This window comes from Clostridium thermarum, assembly GCF_006351925.1.
Lineage (GTDB): Bacteria > Bacillota > Clostridia > Clostridiales > Clostridiaceae > Clostridium_AU > Clostridium_AU thermarum.
The window spans coordinates 1043174-1059510 of record NZ_CP040924.1 but is presented as its reverse complement, the minus strand read 5'-3'; the positions used below and the strand labels follow the sequence as shown (position 1 = coordinate 1059510).

The following is a 16337-nucleotide window of genomic DNA, read 5'->3' as shown; positions in this document are numbered from 1 at the left end:
ATACGGAATTTTTATCGAAAGGAGAATGGTCTTGTCTTTTAATTCAATAATTTTTATTCTCTTATTTTTACCCCTTTCCTTACTATTTTACAATTTAATTAAGGAAAAGTACAGAAATATAGTTCTTTTATTGCTTAGCATTGTATTTTATCTGTGGGGTTCTCCATATACCTTCTCAGTAATACTTTTGAGTATCATTATTAATTATTTTCTTGCAATTATATTGGACAAATCTACCGGCGGCAGGAAAAAGGTGGTACTTTTTATCTCTATAGCCTTAAACCTTATTCTGCTTTTTACCTATAAGTATACAAACTTTGCCATTGATTTTATCAACAGAATACTAAATGACTTTACTACTAAGCAGCTTAAGGAAGTAAAGCTTTTGGTTCCCCTGGGAATATCCTACATGACCTTCCAGCAGATAAGCTGCATAGTTGATATTTATAAAAACAAGGAAAAACCTCTTAAGTCAATTTTCGATTTTGCACTTTATATATTATTCTTTCCCAAGCTTCTGGCGGGCCCTATTGATAAGTTCAATCACCTGGCACCTCAAATCCGCAAGAGAGAACATACCGCAGATAGATTTGCAGAGGGAATCTACAGATTTTCAATTGGCCTAGGCAAAAAGGTTATCCTGTCCACAGCTCTTGAACAGGTGGCAAACAAAATTTTCGAAACAGCTCCCAATTCACTTGGGACAAGATATGCCTGGTTAGGTATGCTTCTCTATACCCTGCAGATCTATTATGACTTTTCCGGTTATACAGATATGGCACTGGGAGTTGGAAAGATGTCAGGCTTTGAACTTACAGAGAACTTCAACAGGCCTTATATTGCTAAGAGTATTTCAGATTTTTGGAAACGCTGGCATATATCCCTTACCTCTTTTTTAAGGGAATATGTTTATTTCCCCCTTGGCGGCAGCAGGATATCTCCAAGCAGAACCCTGCTCAATACTATGATAATTTTTCTGCTAAGCGGACTGTGGCATGGTGCCGGTTATACCTTTGTAATCTGGGGAGCCTACCATGGTATATTAAGCTGCCTTGAAAGAGTTGGCGGCGGAAAACTTCTTGGTAAGCTGCCGGGCTTTATAAGTCAGCTCTGGACCTTCTTCCTGGTTGCCCTGGGCTGGGTATTCTTCAGGTCTGTGGACCTGCCTTACGCACTAGGTTTTGTGAAAACCCTCTTTAACAATACACCGGCTTCGGCTTTAAGCAACGCAGCACTGGGTATTGATACTAAATTTATTGTAATATTGATAATTTCCTTAGTGCTGAGCCTGATGCCATCTATAAAATTTGAAGGCAGGATAAATGCAAGTTTGCTTGGCTTTACAAAAAGTTGTTTTTCGTTAGCATTATTAATTTATAGTTTGGCATTGTTAACCACCGGAAGCTACATGCCCTTCATATACTTTCAATTCTAGAAGGGGGGATAATAGATATGAGAGAAAATATAAGAAAAAATTTATTTAAAAAGCTATATATTGCAGCTTTTTGTGTCATAATTGCACTGCCGCTCTTTCAAATGAATACGCAGCTCTTTAAAGCCGATATATTAAACGAAAAAAGGGTCAAGGCTCAGAAGCCTGTCTTTGATATTAAGCAGCCTCTGGCTAAGTTTACTCAGACTTACGAAACCTATTATAACGACAACTTTGGCTTCAGAGACCATCTGATACGTTTGTCCAATACTATAGATGTAAACCTGTTTAAAAAGTCTACCCATGAAAAGGTCCATATGGGGACTAATGATTACCTCTTTCATGGCGATGAGATGGCGGATTATCATAGGACTAACCTCTTAAAAGATGAAGATATAGAACTCATAGCCAACAAGCTCAGGGTTTTTCAGGATAATCTGACCAGGGAAGGGATTGATTTTATCTTCTATGTAGCACCTAATAAAAGTACAATCTATCCTGAGTTTGTTGGGATACCCCAGAAAAATCCCAATGCTGAGAGCAACTATGAAAGACTTATGAAGGCATTGGAGCATAAAAATATTAATACCTTAGATGCTAAGAAAGTCTTAATTGAAAATAAGGATAAGTATTCTCTGTACTATAAGAGAGATACCCATTGGAATGATATTGCTGCAGCCTTAGTAGCCAATGAGTTCATGTCCAAGTATGCAGCTAAATACAATTTTGAAGGAAATTTGTCCATAGAAACCGTATCAACTAAGAATTACGACGGTGATCTGGACGGGCTTTTGGGTATAGACAGCAATATCCTGGAAGCCACAGCTGATATTAAGCTGGCTGAAACCAAAAACCTGTTGCCAAAGACCTTGGCCTATTTTGACTCCTTTAGCTACAACTTACTGCCTCTTATTACTCCTTATTTTGGTATGAGGCTGGATTATCATTATTTAAATAATCCTCTTATAGACACTCTGCCTGGAAAGTTATCCGATACTAAGCTGGTTTATTTTGAAATAGTAGAGCGCCATATATCAAACCTCTTAACCTATAACCTTAACGTATTTGATGATGATCTTAAGGTTCTGGAAGATAAACAGCTAGTACAATCATTAGATATAGCCTATACTGGGGATAAAACAGACATAAAGCTCAACGACACCTTCCATCAGCCCGGCGTTAATAATACAGAGCTGTATGTATCCAAGGGCAACGACAGCCAGATAATCTGGACCTTCCCTGCTGTGGATCTGAAATATATACGCCTTGACTTAGCAAGGGTAAGCTCCAGAGAGCCTGTGCAAATCTTCTGGGCCTCTGCTGAAACCGAAGGGAAATTTACTGAGGCAGGCAGCAGGACTATAACTGTGGTTCCAGGAAAGGATAACTATATTATTGAGTTTGGGAAGGAACTGAAGGGTGTGACCAAGTTCAGGTTTGATATAGGTAATAGAGCAAATATAGAAGTAAACCTGAGAAGTATAGAGTTCTATAAATAAGAAAAAGCTGCCCTAAGGGACAGCTTTTTTTACTGCTGGAAAGGGAATAAGAGTCAACTTTTGGTCGACTCTTACTATTATCTAAATAGAAGCAATGGTTTGAACTTCCATTTTGCAAATTAAAACTAACTTTTCTTTACATTTTTATTATAGCACATACTATTAGAAAATTGAAGTGTTTTTTGTGCATTTATCCAAGTTTATTTTATTTTTCTTGAATTGGTATCAAAATCAAAATATTTCATATAACTGGATAAACATCCACAGTATAGCATTAACAATTTAAATTATCAATCTTTTTTTATGATATTATGGCAATTTAAATTAATTAAAAACTACTCTGAATTTTGATAAATCTGTATCAGTAATTGGCTGTAATTCTTTCGGTATTTTAACAATAGTTAAGATTGAAGAATTCGCCTTTATGGCTAACTCCCTTGCATTAAATTCACCATGATATATAAGCACGTCATCGGCATTATATATTCCCAGTGGGAACCTCTTTACTCTTAAATTTCTATCATAACCGTTTCTTATGAAAAGTACTACATTTATATTGCCCTCTTCATCATAGAAAACATCATAGGCATTTAAGTCAACAGAATCTTTCTTTAGTCTCGGTAGATTGGCTGCATATTTCTCAATAGTTCTTCGGTATTTACTTTGTAAGTTTTCAGGAATATTGTCTATATCTACTTCCACTGTTTTTATCGCTGCAAATTCTACTTCGTTAGAGAACTGAATTTCTACATTAGCAAGATCTTCTGTTTCCACTCTCACATCTTTGAAGACTACCAATGCGGGTACAGCTGAAAATGGTGGTATATTACCAACTTCCCGTAAATCTGCATCTATTGTAGCGATAACTAAACATTCCTTAACCAACATAAGAGCTACTTGATCAAAATTGATCACTCTATCACAACTATTCCTTATATAAAATTCAACCTCAATGCCCTCATCTGTATTTAAGGCATAGGATATATGTATATCCACAGTATTTTTTTCTATTGGATATTTTTCATTTATAGCCTTCAATTCTTCTTTCATCAAATTCAATCTAAAGTCAGATATCCTAGCTTTTGCTGAATCGGAAATATAGAGTTCTATATTTTTATTAGCTGCTGCCATTCTTTCACCTCCAGAAAATAAGAACAATCTAGTATTAATATAATATTCTTACAAACATTAGTCAATGTATACTCTGCTAAAAAAATAAGGATGGGACTAACCCACCCTTACTTTTATATTGAAATTATTTTATTTCAACAGTCTTAGCAGCAACACTATTTACAGTATTACCAGCAGCATCCTTGATGTAAGTTACTGTTGACTTAGTGCTTACAGTTACATTACCCTTATAAGCATCATCTAAGTCAATTGTTAGTGTCTTTCCGCTAGCAGATACAGTATAGCCTATACCAGCAACAAGAGTCTTGCCATCCTTATCAACTACAACAACATCTGTAGCTGCAAGTGTATGCAATGTTATATCCTCATCGAATACAATCTCAACTGCTGCACCAGTACCCTGCTTAACTTCCTTAACAGCTGGAGCGATTCCATCAGCAGCAGTAATACCAGTTATATTGCCAACAACCTGGCCAGTTAAAGTCTTTAGCTTGTCAGCCTTTACTTCGAAAGTTAATGCAGCTAAAGAACTAGCTTCCTTGTCAGCTAAAGCTTCTGTTGACTTTAATGTACCAGTGATAACTGTTTCACCCTTATCATTGATTACATAAGTAGCAGCAGCGAAAGTATTTGCAGCAGCAGCTCCTTTCTTAGCTAGGAATGCATCAGCAGTTACGTTAGTAAGCTTAGCCTTAACTGTGATTTCAACTTTGTTCAAGCCAACCATCTTAGCGCTGAAGTCAGCTTTTACTGGAGCTGCAGCAGCCTCTAAAGCAATGTTTGCGGACATTGCAGTTGGTACGTTACCAGCAAGGTCAGCTATTCTTCCTACAGTTACTACTCTGTCAGCAGCTGCAGATGCTAAGTCAACAGCTTCTGCTAATGTAATCTTAACAGTCTTGTCGTCAAACTTTTCAATCTTATCAGCTGACTTTAATGCAGCACCTTGAACTAGGTAGTTATCCTTGTTTAATGCTGAATATGAACCAGTCACTGCAACAGCTTCTGGGAATGTAACATATACATACTTAACCTTTGTAGAATCTAATACGTAAGCAGCTTTAACTTCTGAAAGTGTTATAGCAGTCTTATCAGTTACAGTAATTGTAAATGTTGCAGGAGCCATCTTGTTTGCTGATAATGCCTTATCAACTACATCTTTTATTTCAACAGTGTAATTTCCACCGTCTAACTTCTTGGATAATGTCAAGTTGTAAAGTTTGCTGTTATCAGCATCTTCATCAACCACTGTTACTTCTGCAGCAACCTTTCCATCTTTATTCTTAATAACGAAGTTTCCAGTAAGTGGCTTAACAACATCTTCTGAGAATGTTACAGCAACTTTATTTTCTGCTGTAGCTTCAACCTTAGTAACTGTTGGTGGAGTTACGTCGTTAACGATTGTAGCAACTAATTTAGCATCTGCTGCCATCTTATTGCCCCAAGCGTCTTTAACTTCTACATCTCCAACTTTAGCTAATACAGTTATAACTACATTACCTTCTTGTAAGTACTGATTTGAGAAATCTAACTTATAAGTCTTTCCTCCATCAGTAGTTTCGATTGCTCTTGGCTGCCATGCAGAATAAGTGTGATAGAAGTTCTCCTTAGTTAAGCCAGTAACAGCCTTACTGAACTCTATAACAACTTCCTTCTGTGAAGCCTTCTTTATTGATGCAACTGGAGCAGTTGTATCTTTAACAAATGCTAATGTGAAAGTCTTTGCTAATCCTTTGAAAGCAGCATAATCTTCAAAGTCAGTAACCTTAACCTTGTAGTCTCCTGCTGCCAAGTCAGTTCCAAGTGTAACTGTTAATGACTTTCCATCAGCTGAAAGATCGCCAACAGTAGCACCATAGATACCATTTTCAACTTCTACAGCTGGCTTAACCTTTAATGGTTCGCTGAAAGTTAACTCGAATGTTCTTGGTCCAGTTAACTTTATAGCTTCAGCTACTGGTAAAGTTGTATCTATAACATTTATAGTCTTAGTTTCATCAGCTACTAAGCCTAATACTTTCTTAACTGTAACTTCTACATCTCCTTGTTGAGCTATAGCAGTTCCTAAAGTTAGAGTAGCAACCTTCTTGTCTGCTGAAAGAGCTATATTTGCTACAGTGTTATTCTTTGCAGCAAAATAATCAGATGCTGGCTTAGTTGTATCAACATTAACCGGCTTGCTGAATGTAACAACAACTTCCTTTAAGTTTGAAGCAGTTACGCTAACCACCTTAAGAGCAGCTGTTCCATCAACTAACTTCTTTTCAATAAGTACTGCCCAAGCCTTAATGTTTGCATTAGTTGAAGACTTAACTTCATTAACCAATGCTGTAGCTGCATCTACATCAGCCTGTGCTTGAGTTTCTATAGCCTTCTTTACAGCCGCATCAACTTTTGCGTTTAATGCACCTTGTACAGCGTCAACAGCTGAGCTGTAAGAATTTCTGTATACAGCTGGTAGTTCTGGTTCGATTAATGCTCTTACAGCATCAACGTCTGCTTGCTTCTGGCTAGCCTTAGCTTTAGCAATACCATCAACTATAGCCTTGAATTTTGGTCCTTGTACTGTATCAACTTGCTTTGAGAATTCGCCGATTGCCCAAGCAGCACCTGTGCCTTTAAGAGCCTTTATAGCTTCTCTTGCTTCATTGATAGCTTTTTGAGTTCTTTCGGTCTTAGCTTTAACTACTGCGTTGTAAGCAGCTTTGTAAAGTATATCAGCTGATGATGCTGTAGCAGCATTTGCTGAAACGCCTGCAGCCATGCTAACAGCTAAACTTGCTGTCAAAGCTTTACCTAGAGCTTTTTCAACTTTTTTGTTCATTTGAGTTTCCCTCCTATTTAGATAATATATATTATATTTATTTTTAAAGCCTAAAAAATAAATTAAGGCTTATAAAACACGTGATGCTTGTCCGACCGTACACCCCAGGAATACAATCGTGAAATTTATATGTACATATGGTTAAGATACTTCATATTTACTATGTCCTTATAATATATTGGAATCCTTGCCAATATATAACCAAACTGTAGTATTTTAAAGATTTATTCTTTATTTGAATAAACTTTCAAATATTACAATTTAAATTATAATACACAGCTTAGTGTTTGTCCACATTTTTTTTAGAATTATTTGCTTTAGCTGGGGCAAATAGACTATTTTGTCCAATTCGCACCAAACATGAAAAAATATTTCCATTAGTACCAATTAGGACAACCAGTACCAATTAGGACAAGTTTTTACCTTTCTTTAGTAATTATACACCCATTTTATAGAATTATCAAATAAAAGTTTTTCAGCAAACATTTCACGAACCTACCATATCATGGATGGATATATTCACTAGTTTTGGTTCCTACATTATATACGTAGTTATAAAGGAAAAAGTTCTAATAAAAACCAGCTTTTTTTAAAAAAATATTCCTTTTGAGGAAATTGCACAATTAAACTTCCTCAATTATATTTAAAAATCATTACTTTTTGTTAATAATTAACTATTTTGTTCAGAAAAAGATAATAGCAAAGCCAAGGTGCTATTGCACCTGTGGATAACTTTTAAAACTAATAAATTTATCCTGCTTGCTTTAAATTTAAGTCGTTAGACTTCTGATTAACAGCAATAGTGCCTGCTACTAAAGCCATACAGTTTAGTAGAGCTACAACTTTTGCTTTTCTAATACCTGCTGAACGCAGATTATTAACATTTAGGTACTCTTTCAATCTTGAGTTACACCTCTCGATAGAGGTGCGTTGATTATAGAGTTTTTGCCAATCTTCACTGCTCCTAAGAGGATAAGAGTAATACCTATTATTCTCTTTATAGTTTACCTTTAGGCAAAATCCATAGTTTGAATTGCTACAATGCTTTGTTCCAAATGGACAATTAACCTTACCGGTTGCTTGGGGACATCTAAATTTAAGGTAGTCACCATCTTTTCCCCAGTAAGTTAATGGATATCCCATTGAGCATATGGGTTCAAACTTCTCATTAAATCCTTCTGGTGGAGCATACTGTGCCCTAGGATTGTAAGCTATAATTGGTTGTGCTTTAACATCGTGAGTAACATAATCATAAATCTTTTGAAAATCATAACCTTTATCCATAATAAAATGCTTAGGACTCAAAACTCCAGAGTAGTTGGTGATGAACTTTTTTATCAGCGGAATAGCTAAATCTCCATCACTATAACTAGCGGGAGATAGCAATATGCTTAAGGGTAGTTCACTCTTGCAATCTGCCAGTATGTGAAGCTTAAATCCGAACCAACGTATTTTATTACCATCAGTATCGTTCTTAGCTCCCCAGTTTGGAGAAACAGCATCATTCTTAAGTTTGGATTTAGGTCTAGCTTTTTCAAAAGAATCAATTTTAGTAGAATCGATTGCTACATTTGAACCATCAACAATTCCTATACTAATGGCCTTTTTAACTAAACAATCGAAGTCATATTCCAATGAAGGTATTTTGGATAGCTTAGTTAAAAATCTACTAAAGGTTGATGCTGAAGGTGTTTTCTCTAAAATGTTAAAACCACAATTATACCTAAATATAGGATCAGTCTTAAGTCTATCGACTAACTTATTAAAATATTTAATTTTTTCAACTTGCATAGCAACTAAAGCATACAATAGTGCTAGCTCATTATGCCCTTTCGGGCCACGCGTAGCGTGTAGCTGGGCTAAACCATTTAATACATTTGAAAAATCTAGTTGGGCTAGAATTAATTCAAGCCTAGTTTTAGGTTGTAATTTTATTATTTCTTCAAAGGAAAATAGGCATTCTTGTCGAATATACATAAGTATTCACTCCTCTTTGTTGTGTATTTTTGGTGATACTTAAATATTCGACATTTTGGGGTGAATTTCCTTTTTGAATAATAAAAAAGTTAGTAAAATCAATGATTATAAAATATGAAATTTACTCCTTTTATTAATGCTTTTACTTTGTCTATACGTCCTTTTGATATATATCCTGCAATTTTTCCTATACGGGTTATATAAAAAAATAACATTAACTTTATATAGCTCAAAAAATTGATTCTCTTTTTATACTTTCTGATAAATCTGATTCTGTTTCTTGTATTCCACTCTACTGCAAAGGCAGACTCCTCTTCTCCGCTGGAAGCGCTGACCTTGTGATATATTACCGCACTGGGTTCATAGAGGATTGTGAAGCCTTGCTCCTGGATCATTGCGCAAAAATCTACATCCTCGTAGTACATAAAATATTCTTCCGGCAGGAAGCCCGCCTTATCAAACACCTCTGCCTTGATGAGCATAAGACAGCCGGTGGCAAAGGTTACCTTTCTTAGGCCACCCTTGTCTTCGGTATTTTCTCCTTGATAATGGCTGCCATAAAATCTCTTCCAATTTATTTCTCCGCCGCCATACCAGATCTTGTCTCTGTTTCCCTCATAGAGTATCCTGCCTGTAACCAAGCCTGCCTCAGGATGCTCTTCCGCTGCACCTACAAGCTTGCTTAAGAAGTCCGGTTCCACCAAGGTATCCGTATTTATCAATAATATGTACTCCGCTCCCTGTTCCAGTGCATACCTTATACCAACATTATTCCCATAAGCAAAGCCTCCGTTTTTACCGGAGGACATAAATATGTGTTTATTGCCTATTGCTTTTTTTATTAATGAAACAGACTTATCCGTGGATTCATTATCAACTACCACTATTTTATAATTATCATAATCTATTCTTTCCAATGAATGTATGCAGTCAATTGTATCTACAGCCCCATTGTAATTCAGTAAAATAATAAATACTCTCTTATTCATTATCTCACCTTCTTCTTTATAAATTCATATAATCTTGGCAGCAATTTATATTTATGATTAAGTTCTACTGCCACCACCGCCATAATATTCAGCAGCAATACAGGAATCTTTAAGGAGTTGACAAACACACTCCAGAGCAGCAGGTTTAGAGTATTTGAATATATGACCATGGCTCCTACGGCAGAAAAGTCTGTTTTTCTCCTGTTCAGCCTCATGGTAAAGTATATCAGACCGCAATATATTCCAATATATACTAGTACCCCTACATATCCTAGGTCTTGATAGGCCTCTACTATAAAAGAGTCAGCAGTAAGTCCCACGGACTGAGCTAAATGAGGACTGAGAGTCTTTCTATGGTTTAGCCATTGCCTGTATTCATCACCCTTACCCACTATATTGGCTGATAATTTTATAAAGGGGTACAGCAGGTTATTAAAATAGGTAAACTCCACTTCCTGACTAGCCATAGAATGTGCCGCATTATCCATGGGACTTGTCAGGTACATGTATACCCACACCAAGGAGTCAGGCATATAATCACTCATCTTATAATGCTGCTGCAGGGTCTTATTATACTTATTAAGAGCGTACTCCATTCTTGCATTACCAACATAAGCAAAAAGCTGAAGGAAGATAACCACTGCTAAAACTGCAGCGGAAATGGATATATAGATTTTTCTTTTTGAAATTCTATCCTTTATTTTGATGAAGTGAATTACTTCATATATATATATTGTAGTGAATAAAAAGGCTATGGGGCCTCTGTTCAAGGTAAGAAAAAGCACCAAAACACTTATAATCAGTACTATAAGATCCTTTTTATTCTTAAAGGTCCTATATAGTATGTACTTTATCTGGGCACACAGGGTAAGCATATATACTATATAGGAAGAATAGTGCTCCATAGGCTGCTTGCCGATTTTATTTTCTGCAAGAAAGGCTAAGCCATAGTGCAGCACATTATTAATAAAGGTTGGCACAGCCATAAAAAAGATCACATTAGACACCAGGTAATATGTATTATAGGAATTTTCCTTACTGATCTCATCTATAAGTCCTATGGCCTCTTCACTGCTAATGGAATTGTTTCTAAGTATTAAGATAATTGCTGCAATGATCAGCATAACTATCAAATTAATTTGTAAAGTTGGTGAATACAGTCCACTGAACTGAAAATTATACAAACATATGGTGGTCACCCATAAAAGCACAAAGATCTTAGAGGGGTCTACCCAGAAGGTCAGCCCCTGTTTTTTGTTTCCTATATATATGTAATAACCAAGAAATAAAAGCTGGAGTACAGCAAATGCATATATCATCCCCTATTCATCCTTTCGTTATAAAGTTATATATTTCTTCCCCTGTCTTTTCCCAGGAAAAGTTCTTAAGGTTTTCTTCTCCTTTTCTTATAAGCTCCAACCTGTAGTTCTCATCAAAGAGCACAGCCTCCAGGGCCTGCTTTATACTTTCTATGCTTCTGGCATCAAAAAACGCAGCTCCCTCTCCAGATGCTTCCGGCAAGGAAGAATTATCACCGCAGATTACAGCAGTGCCACAGGCCGCCGCCTCCAGTATAGGCAGGCCAAAGCCTTCATATAGGGTTGGATAAACAAAGGCCTTTGCAAAGTAATAAAGTGCCGGTAAATCCTGCCCATCCACATAGCCGAGAAAAATAACCCTATCACTGATATTGAGTTCTGCGGCCATGGCCTTTAACTTCTCCACATAGGCTGAGCCCTTGCCCACTATAACTACCTTATAGTCTGTTTTATCCTTGATCTGACTAAAGGCCTTCAATACGCTCTCCAGATTTTTATGGGGATAGGCAGCTCCTACCATAATTATGTAGTCCTTGTCTATACCATACTTTTGTAATACTGCTTTATCTTTTTTCTCCCTGTTGAATACATTTTTATCATATCCATTATAAACAACTTTTATTTTACTTTCGTCAACCTTGTAAAGGTCCAGCAAGTCTTTCTTGGTGTTTTCAGATATGCAGATTATCTTTTCTGCCTTTCTCAAAAGAAAGGGCATTATGTACTTATAATAATAGTATTGATGCTTTGCAACCTCTGGGAAATGTACCGGTATGAAATCGTGAATTGTAATGATCTGCCTCGCCCGGGATAAAAACGATATGTACTGAAAAGGATGATATAATATATCCTCCTTCCCCGCCTTAAAAGGCAATACAAGCTGTGTCCATAAAAACCTGAAAAATCCTCCCTTTCTGCCATAGCTGGGCTTAACCTTATCTGTAATCTTTATTACCTCTACCCCTTCTATATCCACGGGGCAGAATACTTTAATATCCTTGTTTTTTCTGCCAATCTGCTTTATCACATTCTCTGCATAAATCCCAAGACCGGAAGGCTGTTCATGTAGAATACTTCCATTGATAAAAACTCTTTTTGCCATCCAAATTCTCCTTTTCCAAATCTTCTTTTCTTTACGTTTACACTTCCACTTCCACTACTTAATTATTATAAATAATAATGGGAGAAAAAGCAAAAAGATATCTGCTTTGAATTAAAAATTAAGAATAAAGGTGGGAATTCAGCTATGGCTGAATTTTTAAAAAATAATTAAAGAGCCCTCACGGGCTCTAAAAAATATTAAATTCAAAGACTTTTCTCAGCTCTCGCTGAGAAAAGTCCACCATAATTCTTAATTCTTAATTTTTAATTAGCCTTAGGTGCAAATACCGGTACTTCGAATACCAAAACGGGTCGTTCCATCTGGTCCACCAAGGCTTTGATGGACTTTGTCTGCTTGCTGGCCCAGCCGATGTCTGTGGCATATTCGTGCCAGATTACATCAAAGTTCCACTTCATCTTGTACAGGGTGTACTGCTTATACACCTCATTTTGGATATAGCTTTCAGAGATGAATTTTGCACCGCCTATTATGGCTGCGTCCACGGAGAACCACTGCTGCTTATAGGCGTATTCGGAGCCGAGGACGTTGGGGTTGGAGTCTCTTGCCCCAATTCCATAGATATTGTAGGTCACCCTAGGTTCTACAGGTACGCCTCCTACGCTGGTTACGTTTATACCTGTAGCTAATTTTGACTTACCGTTGCCGGTTTCCAAGAGGGCATGGGCTATAAGGTACAGTGGATTAACATTGTACAGTTTTCCACCATCTAGGAATGCTTGTCCCTTTCCTTCCAGTACTCCCTTGCCAGCCAAGGTTCTGTTGAGGTCTTCTACATCTATACCCTCTATATATGTAAGCTTCAGGAACATATATTTTCCGGAAGGATCATTGATGAAGTTTTCCGGATCCATATAGTACTTCACTTGTTCATAGGTGGGAGGAGTAGAACTTCCAAAAATCACATTGGCTCCCTTTTCATACTGCCTTTGCACATAGTAGTCCAGATCCTTGTCGTAGTAGACCTTTTCCACCAGGCCGTGCATATTAAAGGTTATAGTTGCAGTGGTGGCTGTGCCGTCATTACCCTGAGCCAGAACTGTAATATCATGTTTTCCAATTGATAAGGTGCTTATATCAATGGTATGGCTGAAGCCAACCTCTATTACCTCCGGAAAGGCATCGGCATAATGCCCTAGGTCCGTTCTTATTTCACCATACTCAGGTTTTCCGGCAAAGGTTTCATCCAAGATTATATAAACATCTTTTACACCGCTGGCATTCAGAGCATAACCGGATACAGTGATGGTACCGCTGCTTACGCTTTCATTCAGCTTAGGTGATTCTATGCTGACAATGGCCTTGGGCTTATTATATGTAAAGTTTCTGACATCATATATTATGGTTCCGTCTGCAGCGATAAATTCAAGCTTTAAGCTGTGTTTGCCAAAGGATATGTACTTCATGTCCAATTTATAGCTGAAGCCGCTGTCCTCTCCCTGAGGATAGCCTGGATATTTGCCTGCTATGTCTGTTCTCTTCTCTTTCAGGGTAGCTTGTCCATTGTAATTGTTATCTACATACACGTTGATGGCACTGATATCTGCGGAATTCAGGGCCCAACCCTTGACCATAATGCTGAAGGAATCTGTTTCATAGTCCCCAGCAGGGCTGTCAACGCCATATCTTGGGGCTAATCCCTTATATTCAAAAGACCGCTCCAGCTTTGTTACTTGTCCATCATTTCCTGTAACTTCAAAGACAACCTTGTGAACTCCCTTAGTCATATTTAACATACTCAGTTCATAGCTGAAACCTGAGGTCAGGGAATCCTTGTAAGTTGGGAAAATAGCTGCTACGTCCTTTCTGGCAGCCTTAGGTACTGTACTTCCCCTGTAGGCCCCGTCCACATAAACCTTTATTTCCTTAATGCCGGATGGGCCTGTGGCCCAGCCGGAGAAGTTCAGGCTGTTAGCGGTGGTTGAGGTGTTATTTGCCGGTCTTTCCAGTGCTGCTTTTAAGGGAAGTACTGTCTTCTTTAGTGAAATGTTTACTTCCTTTTTCAGTTTCTGGTTGTCCTTACCAACCAGCTCCACTGTCACCTTATAGGTTCCGGTGGTTAAATTTGCATAGTTTATAGTATAGCTGTAGCCAGTATTATTTCCTTGAGGATAGCCGGGAGAAACCTTATTTACGTCAGGCCTGCCTGTTCCATAGTTGGCCTTTCCCTGAAGCTTGCCGTTCAAGTATATATTGACTTCCTTAACTCCGGAGGGGTCCTGGGCCCATCCGGAAACTGTAATGTTCTTATTCACATAACTTTCATTGACCTTAGGACTTTCCACCATGAGCTTTTTCTGAAGCTTAGCAGCCGCATTTACATTTACCGGAGCTGCAAAGGTCAGAGCCATCAGACCTATAAAGAAAGCGGCAAGAGTTTTAATTATCTTCATCTTTTCTTTCCCCCTGGTATATTACTTATACATTTTTTCGTAATAGTTGCGGTATTCTCCTGAGGTTACTCCTTCCAGCCACTGTTTATTGTCTAAATACCATTGAATAGTCTTAACAATTCCTGCCTCAAATCCAGTCTCCGGATACCAGCCCAATTCATTCTTAATCTTACTTGGGTCTATGCCATATCTTCTGTCATGACCCTTTCTGTCTTCCACATACTTAATGAGGTCTTCAGTAACGGACTTATCAACATTTTCATGGATATAACTGATTACTGTTTTAACGATCTGTATATTGGTTCTCTCATTGTGACCGCCCACATTATATACTTCGCCGCATACGCCCTTGTTTATAACCATGTCGATGGCCTTGCAGTGGTCTTCAACATAAAGCCAGTCTCTTATATTCAGGCCGTCACCATAAACCGGTAAGTCCCTGTGGTTGAGACAGTTGTTTATGAGCAGGGGTATGAGCTTTTCAGGAAATTGATAGGGGCCATAGTTATTGGAACACCTGGTTATATTTATTGGCATCTTATAGGTATCCCCATAGGCCTTAACCATTAAGTCGGAGCCTGCCTTGCTTGCAGAATAGGGGCTGTGGGGGTCCAGTGGAGTCTCCTCAGTAAAGAATCCTGTTTCCCCTAAGGAACCGTAGACCTCATCTGTAGAAACATGGAGGAACTTAACACCGGGCTTCCACTGCTCCCCATCCAGCCATGCCTCCCTGGCACAATTCAACAGGTTTACTGTGCCCAGAACATTGGTCTTGGCAAAGACTTCAGGTTCCCTTATACTTCTGTCTACATGGGACTCAGCAGCAAAATTAACCACATAATCTACGGAGTAATCCCTGAAGATCTTACTTACAACTTCTCTATCAGTTATATCTCCCTGTATAAACACATAGTTTGGGTAATTTTCAACCTCTTTCAGGTTTTCCAGATTTCCTGCATAGGTAAGCTTATCTAAGTTAATGATCTTTATATCCTTATATCTCTTAAGCATATAGATGACGAAATTGGATCCAATAAAACCGGCCCCACCGGTTACTAAATATGTCTTCATTATCTTACACTCTCCTTATATATAAATGGAACCTCTAAATCCTTCAATCTCTTTTGCACTTTATCCTTTTCAGACAGCAGCACTTCCTCTATGCCTTCCAGCGGCCACTCTATTCCAACGTCGGGATCATTCCACAAGAGACCGCTGTCATATTCCGGGGCATAGTAATCTGTGCACTTATAATTGAACACCGCTGTCTCGGATAGCACCAAGAATCCATGGGCAAAACCTTCCGGCACATAGAATTGACGTTTGTTTTCCTCAGACAGCAATACACCCTCCCACTGTCCATAGGTTGGGGAACCCTTTCTAAGGTCTACTGCCACATCAAAGACTTCACCTTGAGTTACCCTGACAAGCTTACCCTGGGTATGCTTAGTCTGAAAGTGCATACCCCTCAGTACTCCCTTTTTAGACTTGGATTCATTATCCTGTACGAACTCCATGGTAAGTCCTGCTTCAAAGAATTCCTTCTTGTTATATGACTCCATAAAATAGCCTCTTTGGTCTCCAAAAACCGTAGGCTGTATTATATATAAATCCCTTATCCTTGTACTGATAAATTCAAACTTTCCCATCTTG

At 37.9% G+C, this 16337-nt stretch carries 11 protein-coding genes; 2 read left to right on the top strand and 9 right to left on the bottom strand.

The window, feature by feature from the left end; translation table 11 throughout:
- The first annotated feature begins 187 nt into the window (after window positions 1–187).
- Both FHY60_RS04515 and FHY60_RS04510 read left to right on the top strand, forming a co-directional pair.
- Complete coding sequence (locus tag FHY60_RS04515) at window positions 188–1435, top strand: MBOAT family O-acyltransferase (protein WP_180375471.1); 1248 nt, start codon at window positions 188–190, stop codon at window positions 1433–1435.
- A 17-nt stretch (window positions 1436–1452) separates the two neighbouring features.
- On the top strand, window positions 1453–2931 hold the full coding sequence (locus FHY60_RS04510) for an alginate O-acetyltransferase AlgX-related protein (RefSeq protein ID WP_139903833.1): 1479 nt from the start codon (window positions 1453–1455) through the stop codon (window positions 2929–2931).
- A 324-nt stretch (window positions 2932–3255) separates the two neighbouring features.
- Here the strand turns inward: FHY60_RS04510 and FHY60_RS04505 are convergent, their stop codons facing one another.
- The 9 genes from FHY60_RS04505 to rfbC form a co-directional block, all read right to left on the bottom strand.
- Entirely contained in the window at window positions 3256–4062 is an 807-nt protein-coding gene (locus FHY60_RS04505; protein ID WP_139903831.1) for an SLAP domain-containing protein, read from the bottom strand.
- 124 nt (window positions 4063–4186) lie between these two features.
- Window positions 4187–6886, bottom strand: coding sequence for an Ig-like domain-containing protein (locus FHY60_RS04500; RefSeq protein ID WP_139903829.1), 2700 nt, complete (start codon window positions 6884–6886; stop codon window positions 4187–4189).
- A 750-nt stretch (window positions 6887–7636) separates the two neighbouring features.
- Window positions 7637–8863 carry a transposase gene (locus FHY60_RS04495; RefSeq protein WP_139903735.1) on the bottom strand — a complete coding sequence of 409 codons (1227 nt, stop codon included), beginning with the start codon at window positions 8861–8863 and terminating at the stop codon, window positions 7637–7639.
- Window positions 8864–8961: 98 nt separating this feature from the next.
- Entirely contained in the window at window positions 8962–9852 is an 891-nt protein-coding gene (locus FHY60_RS04490; protein WP_139903827.1) for a glycosyltransferase family 2 protein, read from the bottom strand.
- A complete protein-coding gene (locus FHY60_RS04485; protein ID WP_139903825.1) occupies window positions 9852–11171 on the bottom strand; it encodes an oligosaccharide repeat unit polymerase in 1320 nt (439 codons plus the stop codon). The genes FHY60_RS04490 and FHY60_RS04485 overlap by 1 nt, the downstream gene beginning before the upstream one ends.
- Window positions 11172–11178: 7 nt before the next feature.
- The gene (locus FHY60_RS04480; protein ID WP_139903823.1) at window positions 11179–12273 is read right to left on the bottom strand and encodes a glycosyltransferase family 4 protein; all 1095 of its coding nucleotides are present in this window, start codon (window positions 12271–12273) and stop codon (window positions 11179–11181) included.
- Window positions 12274–12536: 263 nt separating this feature from the next.
- On the bottom strand, window positions 12537–14684 hold the full coding sequence (locus FHY60_RS04475; RefSeq protein WP_139903821.1) for an Ig-like domain-containing protein: 2148 nt from the start codon (window positions 14682–14684) through the stop codon (window positions 12537–12539).
- 21 nt (window positions 14685–14705) lie between these two features.
- Window positions 14706–15755: a dTDP-glucose 4,6-dehydratase gene (gene rfbB, locus FHY60_RS04470; protein WP_139903819.1), complete on the bottom strand. Its 1050-nt coding sequence runs from the start codon at window positions 15753–15755 to the stop codon at window positions 14706–14708.
- Window positions 15755–16333: a dTDP-4-dehydrorhamnose 3,5-epimerase gene (gene rfbC / locus FHY60_RS04465; RefSeq protein WP_139903817.1), complete on the bottom strand. Its 579-nt coding sequence runs from the start codon at window positions 16331–16333 to the stop codon at window positions 15755–15757. The genes rfbB and rfbC overlap by 1 nt, the downstream gene beginning before the upstream one ends.
- Window positions 16334–16337: the final 4 nt, after the last annotated feature.

Coding starts and splice junctions, on each gene's coding strand:
- FHY60_RS04510 (WP_139903833.1), top strand. CDS start 1,453: ATGAGAGAAAATATAAGAAAAAATTTATTTAAAAAGCTATATATTGCA.
- FHY60_RS04505 (WP_139903831.1), bottom strand. CDS start 4,062: ATGGCAGCAGCTAATAAAAATATAGAACTCTATATTTCCGATTCAGCA.
- FHY60_RS04500 (WP_139903829.1), bottom strand. CDS start 6,886: ATGAACAAAAAAGTTGAAAAAGCTCTAGGTAAAGCTTTGACAGCAAGT.
- FHY60_RS04495 (WP_139903735.1), bottom strand. CDS start 8,863: ATGTATATTCGACAAGAATGCCTATTTTCCTTTGAAGAAATAATAAAA.
- FHY60_RS04490 (WP_139903827.1), bottom strand. CDS start 9,852: ATGAATAAGAGAGTATTTATTATTTTACTGAATTACAATGGGGCTGTA.
- FHY60_RS04485 (WP_139903825.1), bottom strand. CDS start 11,171: ATGATATATGCATTTGCTGTACTCCAGCTTTTATTTCTTGGTTATTAC.
- FHY60_RS04480 (WP_139903823.1), bottom strand. CDS start 12,273: ATGGCAAAAAGAGTTTTTATCAATGGAAGTATTCTACATGAACAGCCT.
- FHY60_RS04475 (WP_139903821.1), bottom strand. CDS start 14,684: ATGAAGATAATTAAAACTCTTGCCGCTTTCTTTATAGGTCTGATGGCT.
- rfbB (WP_139903819.1), bottom strand. CDS start 15,755: ATGAAGACATATTTAGTAACCGGTGGGGCCGGTTTTATTGGATCCAAT.
- rfbC (WP_139903817.1), bottom strand. CDS start 16,333: ATGGGAAAGTTTGAATTTATCAGTACAAGGATAAGGGATTTATATATA.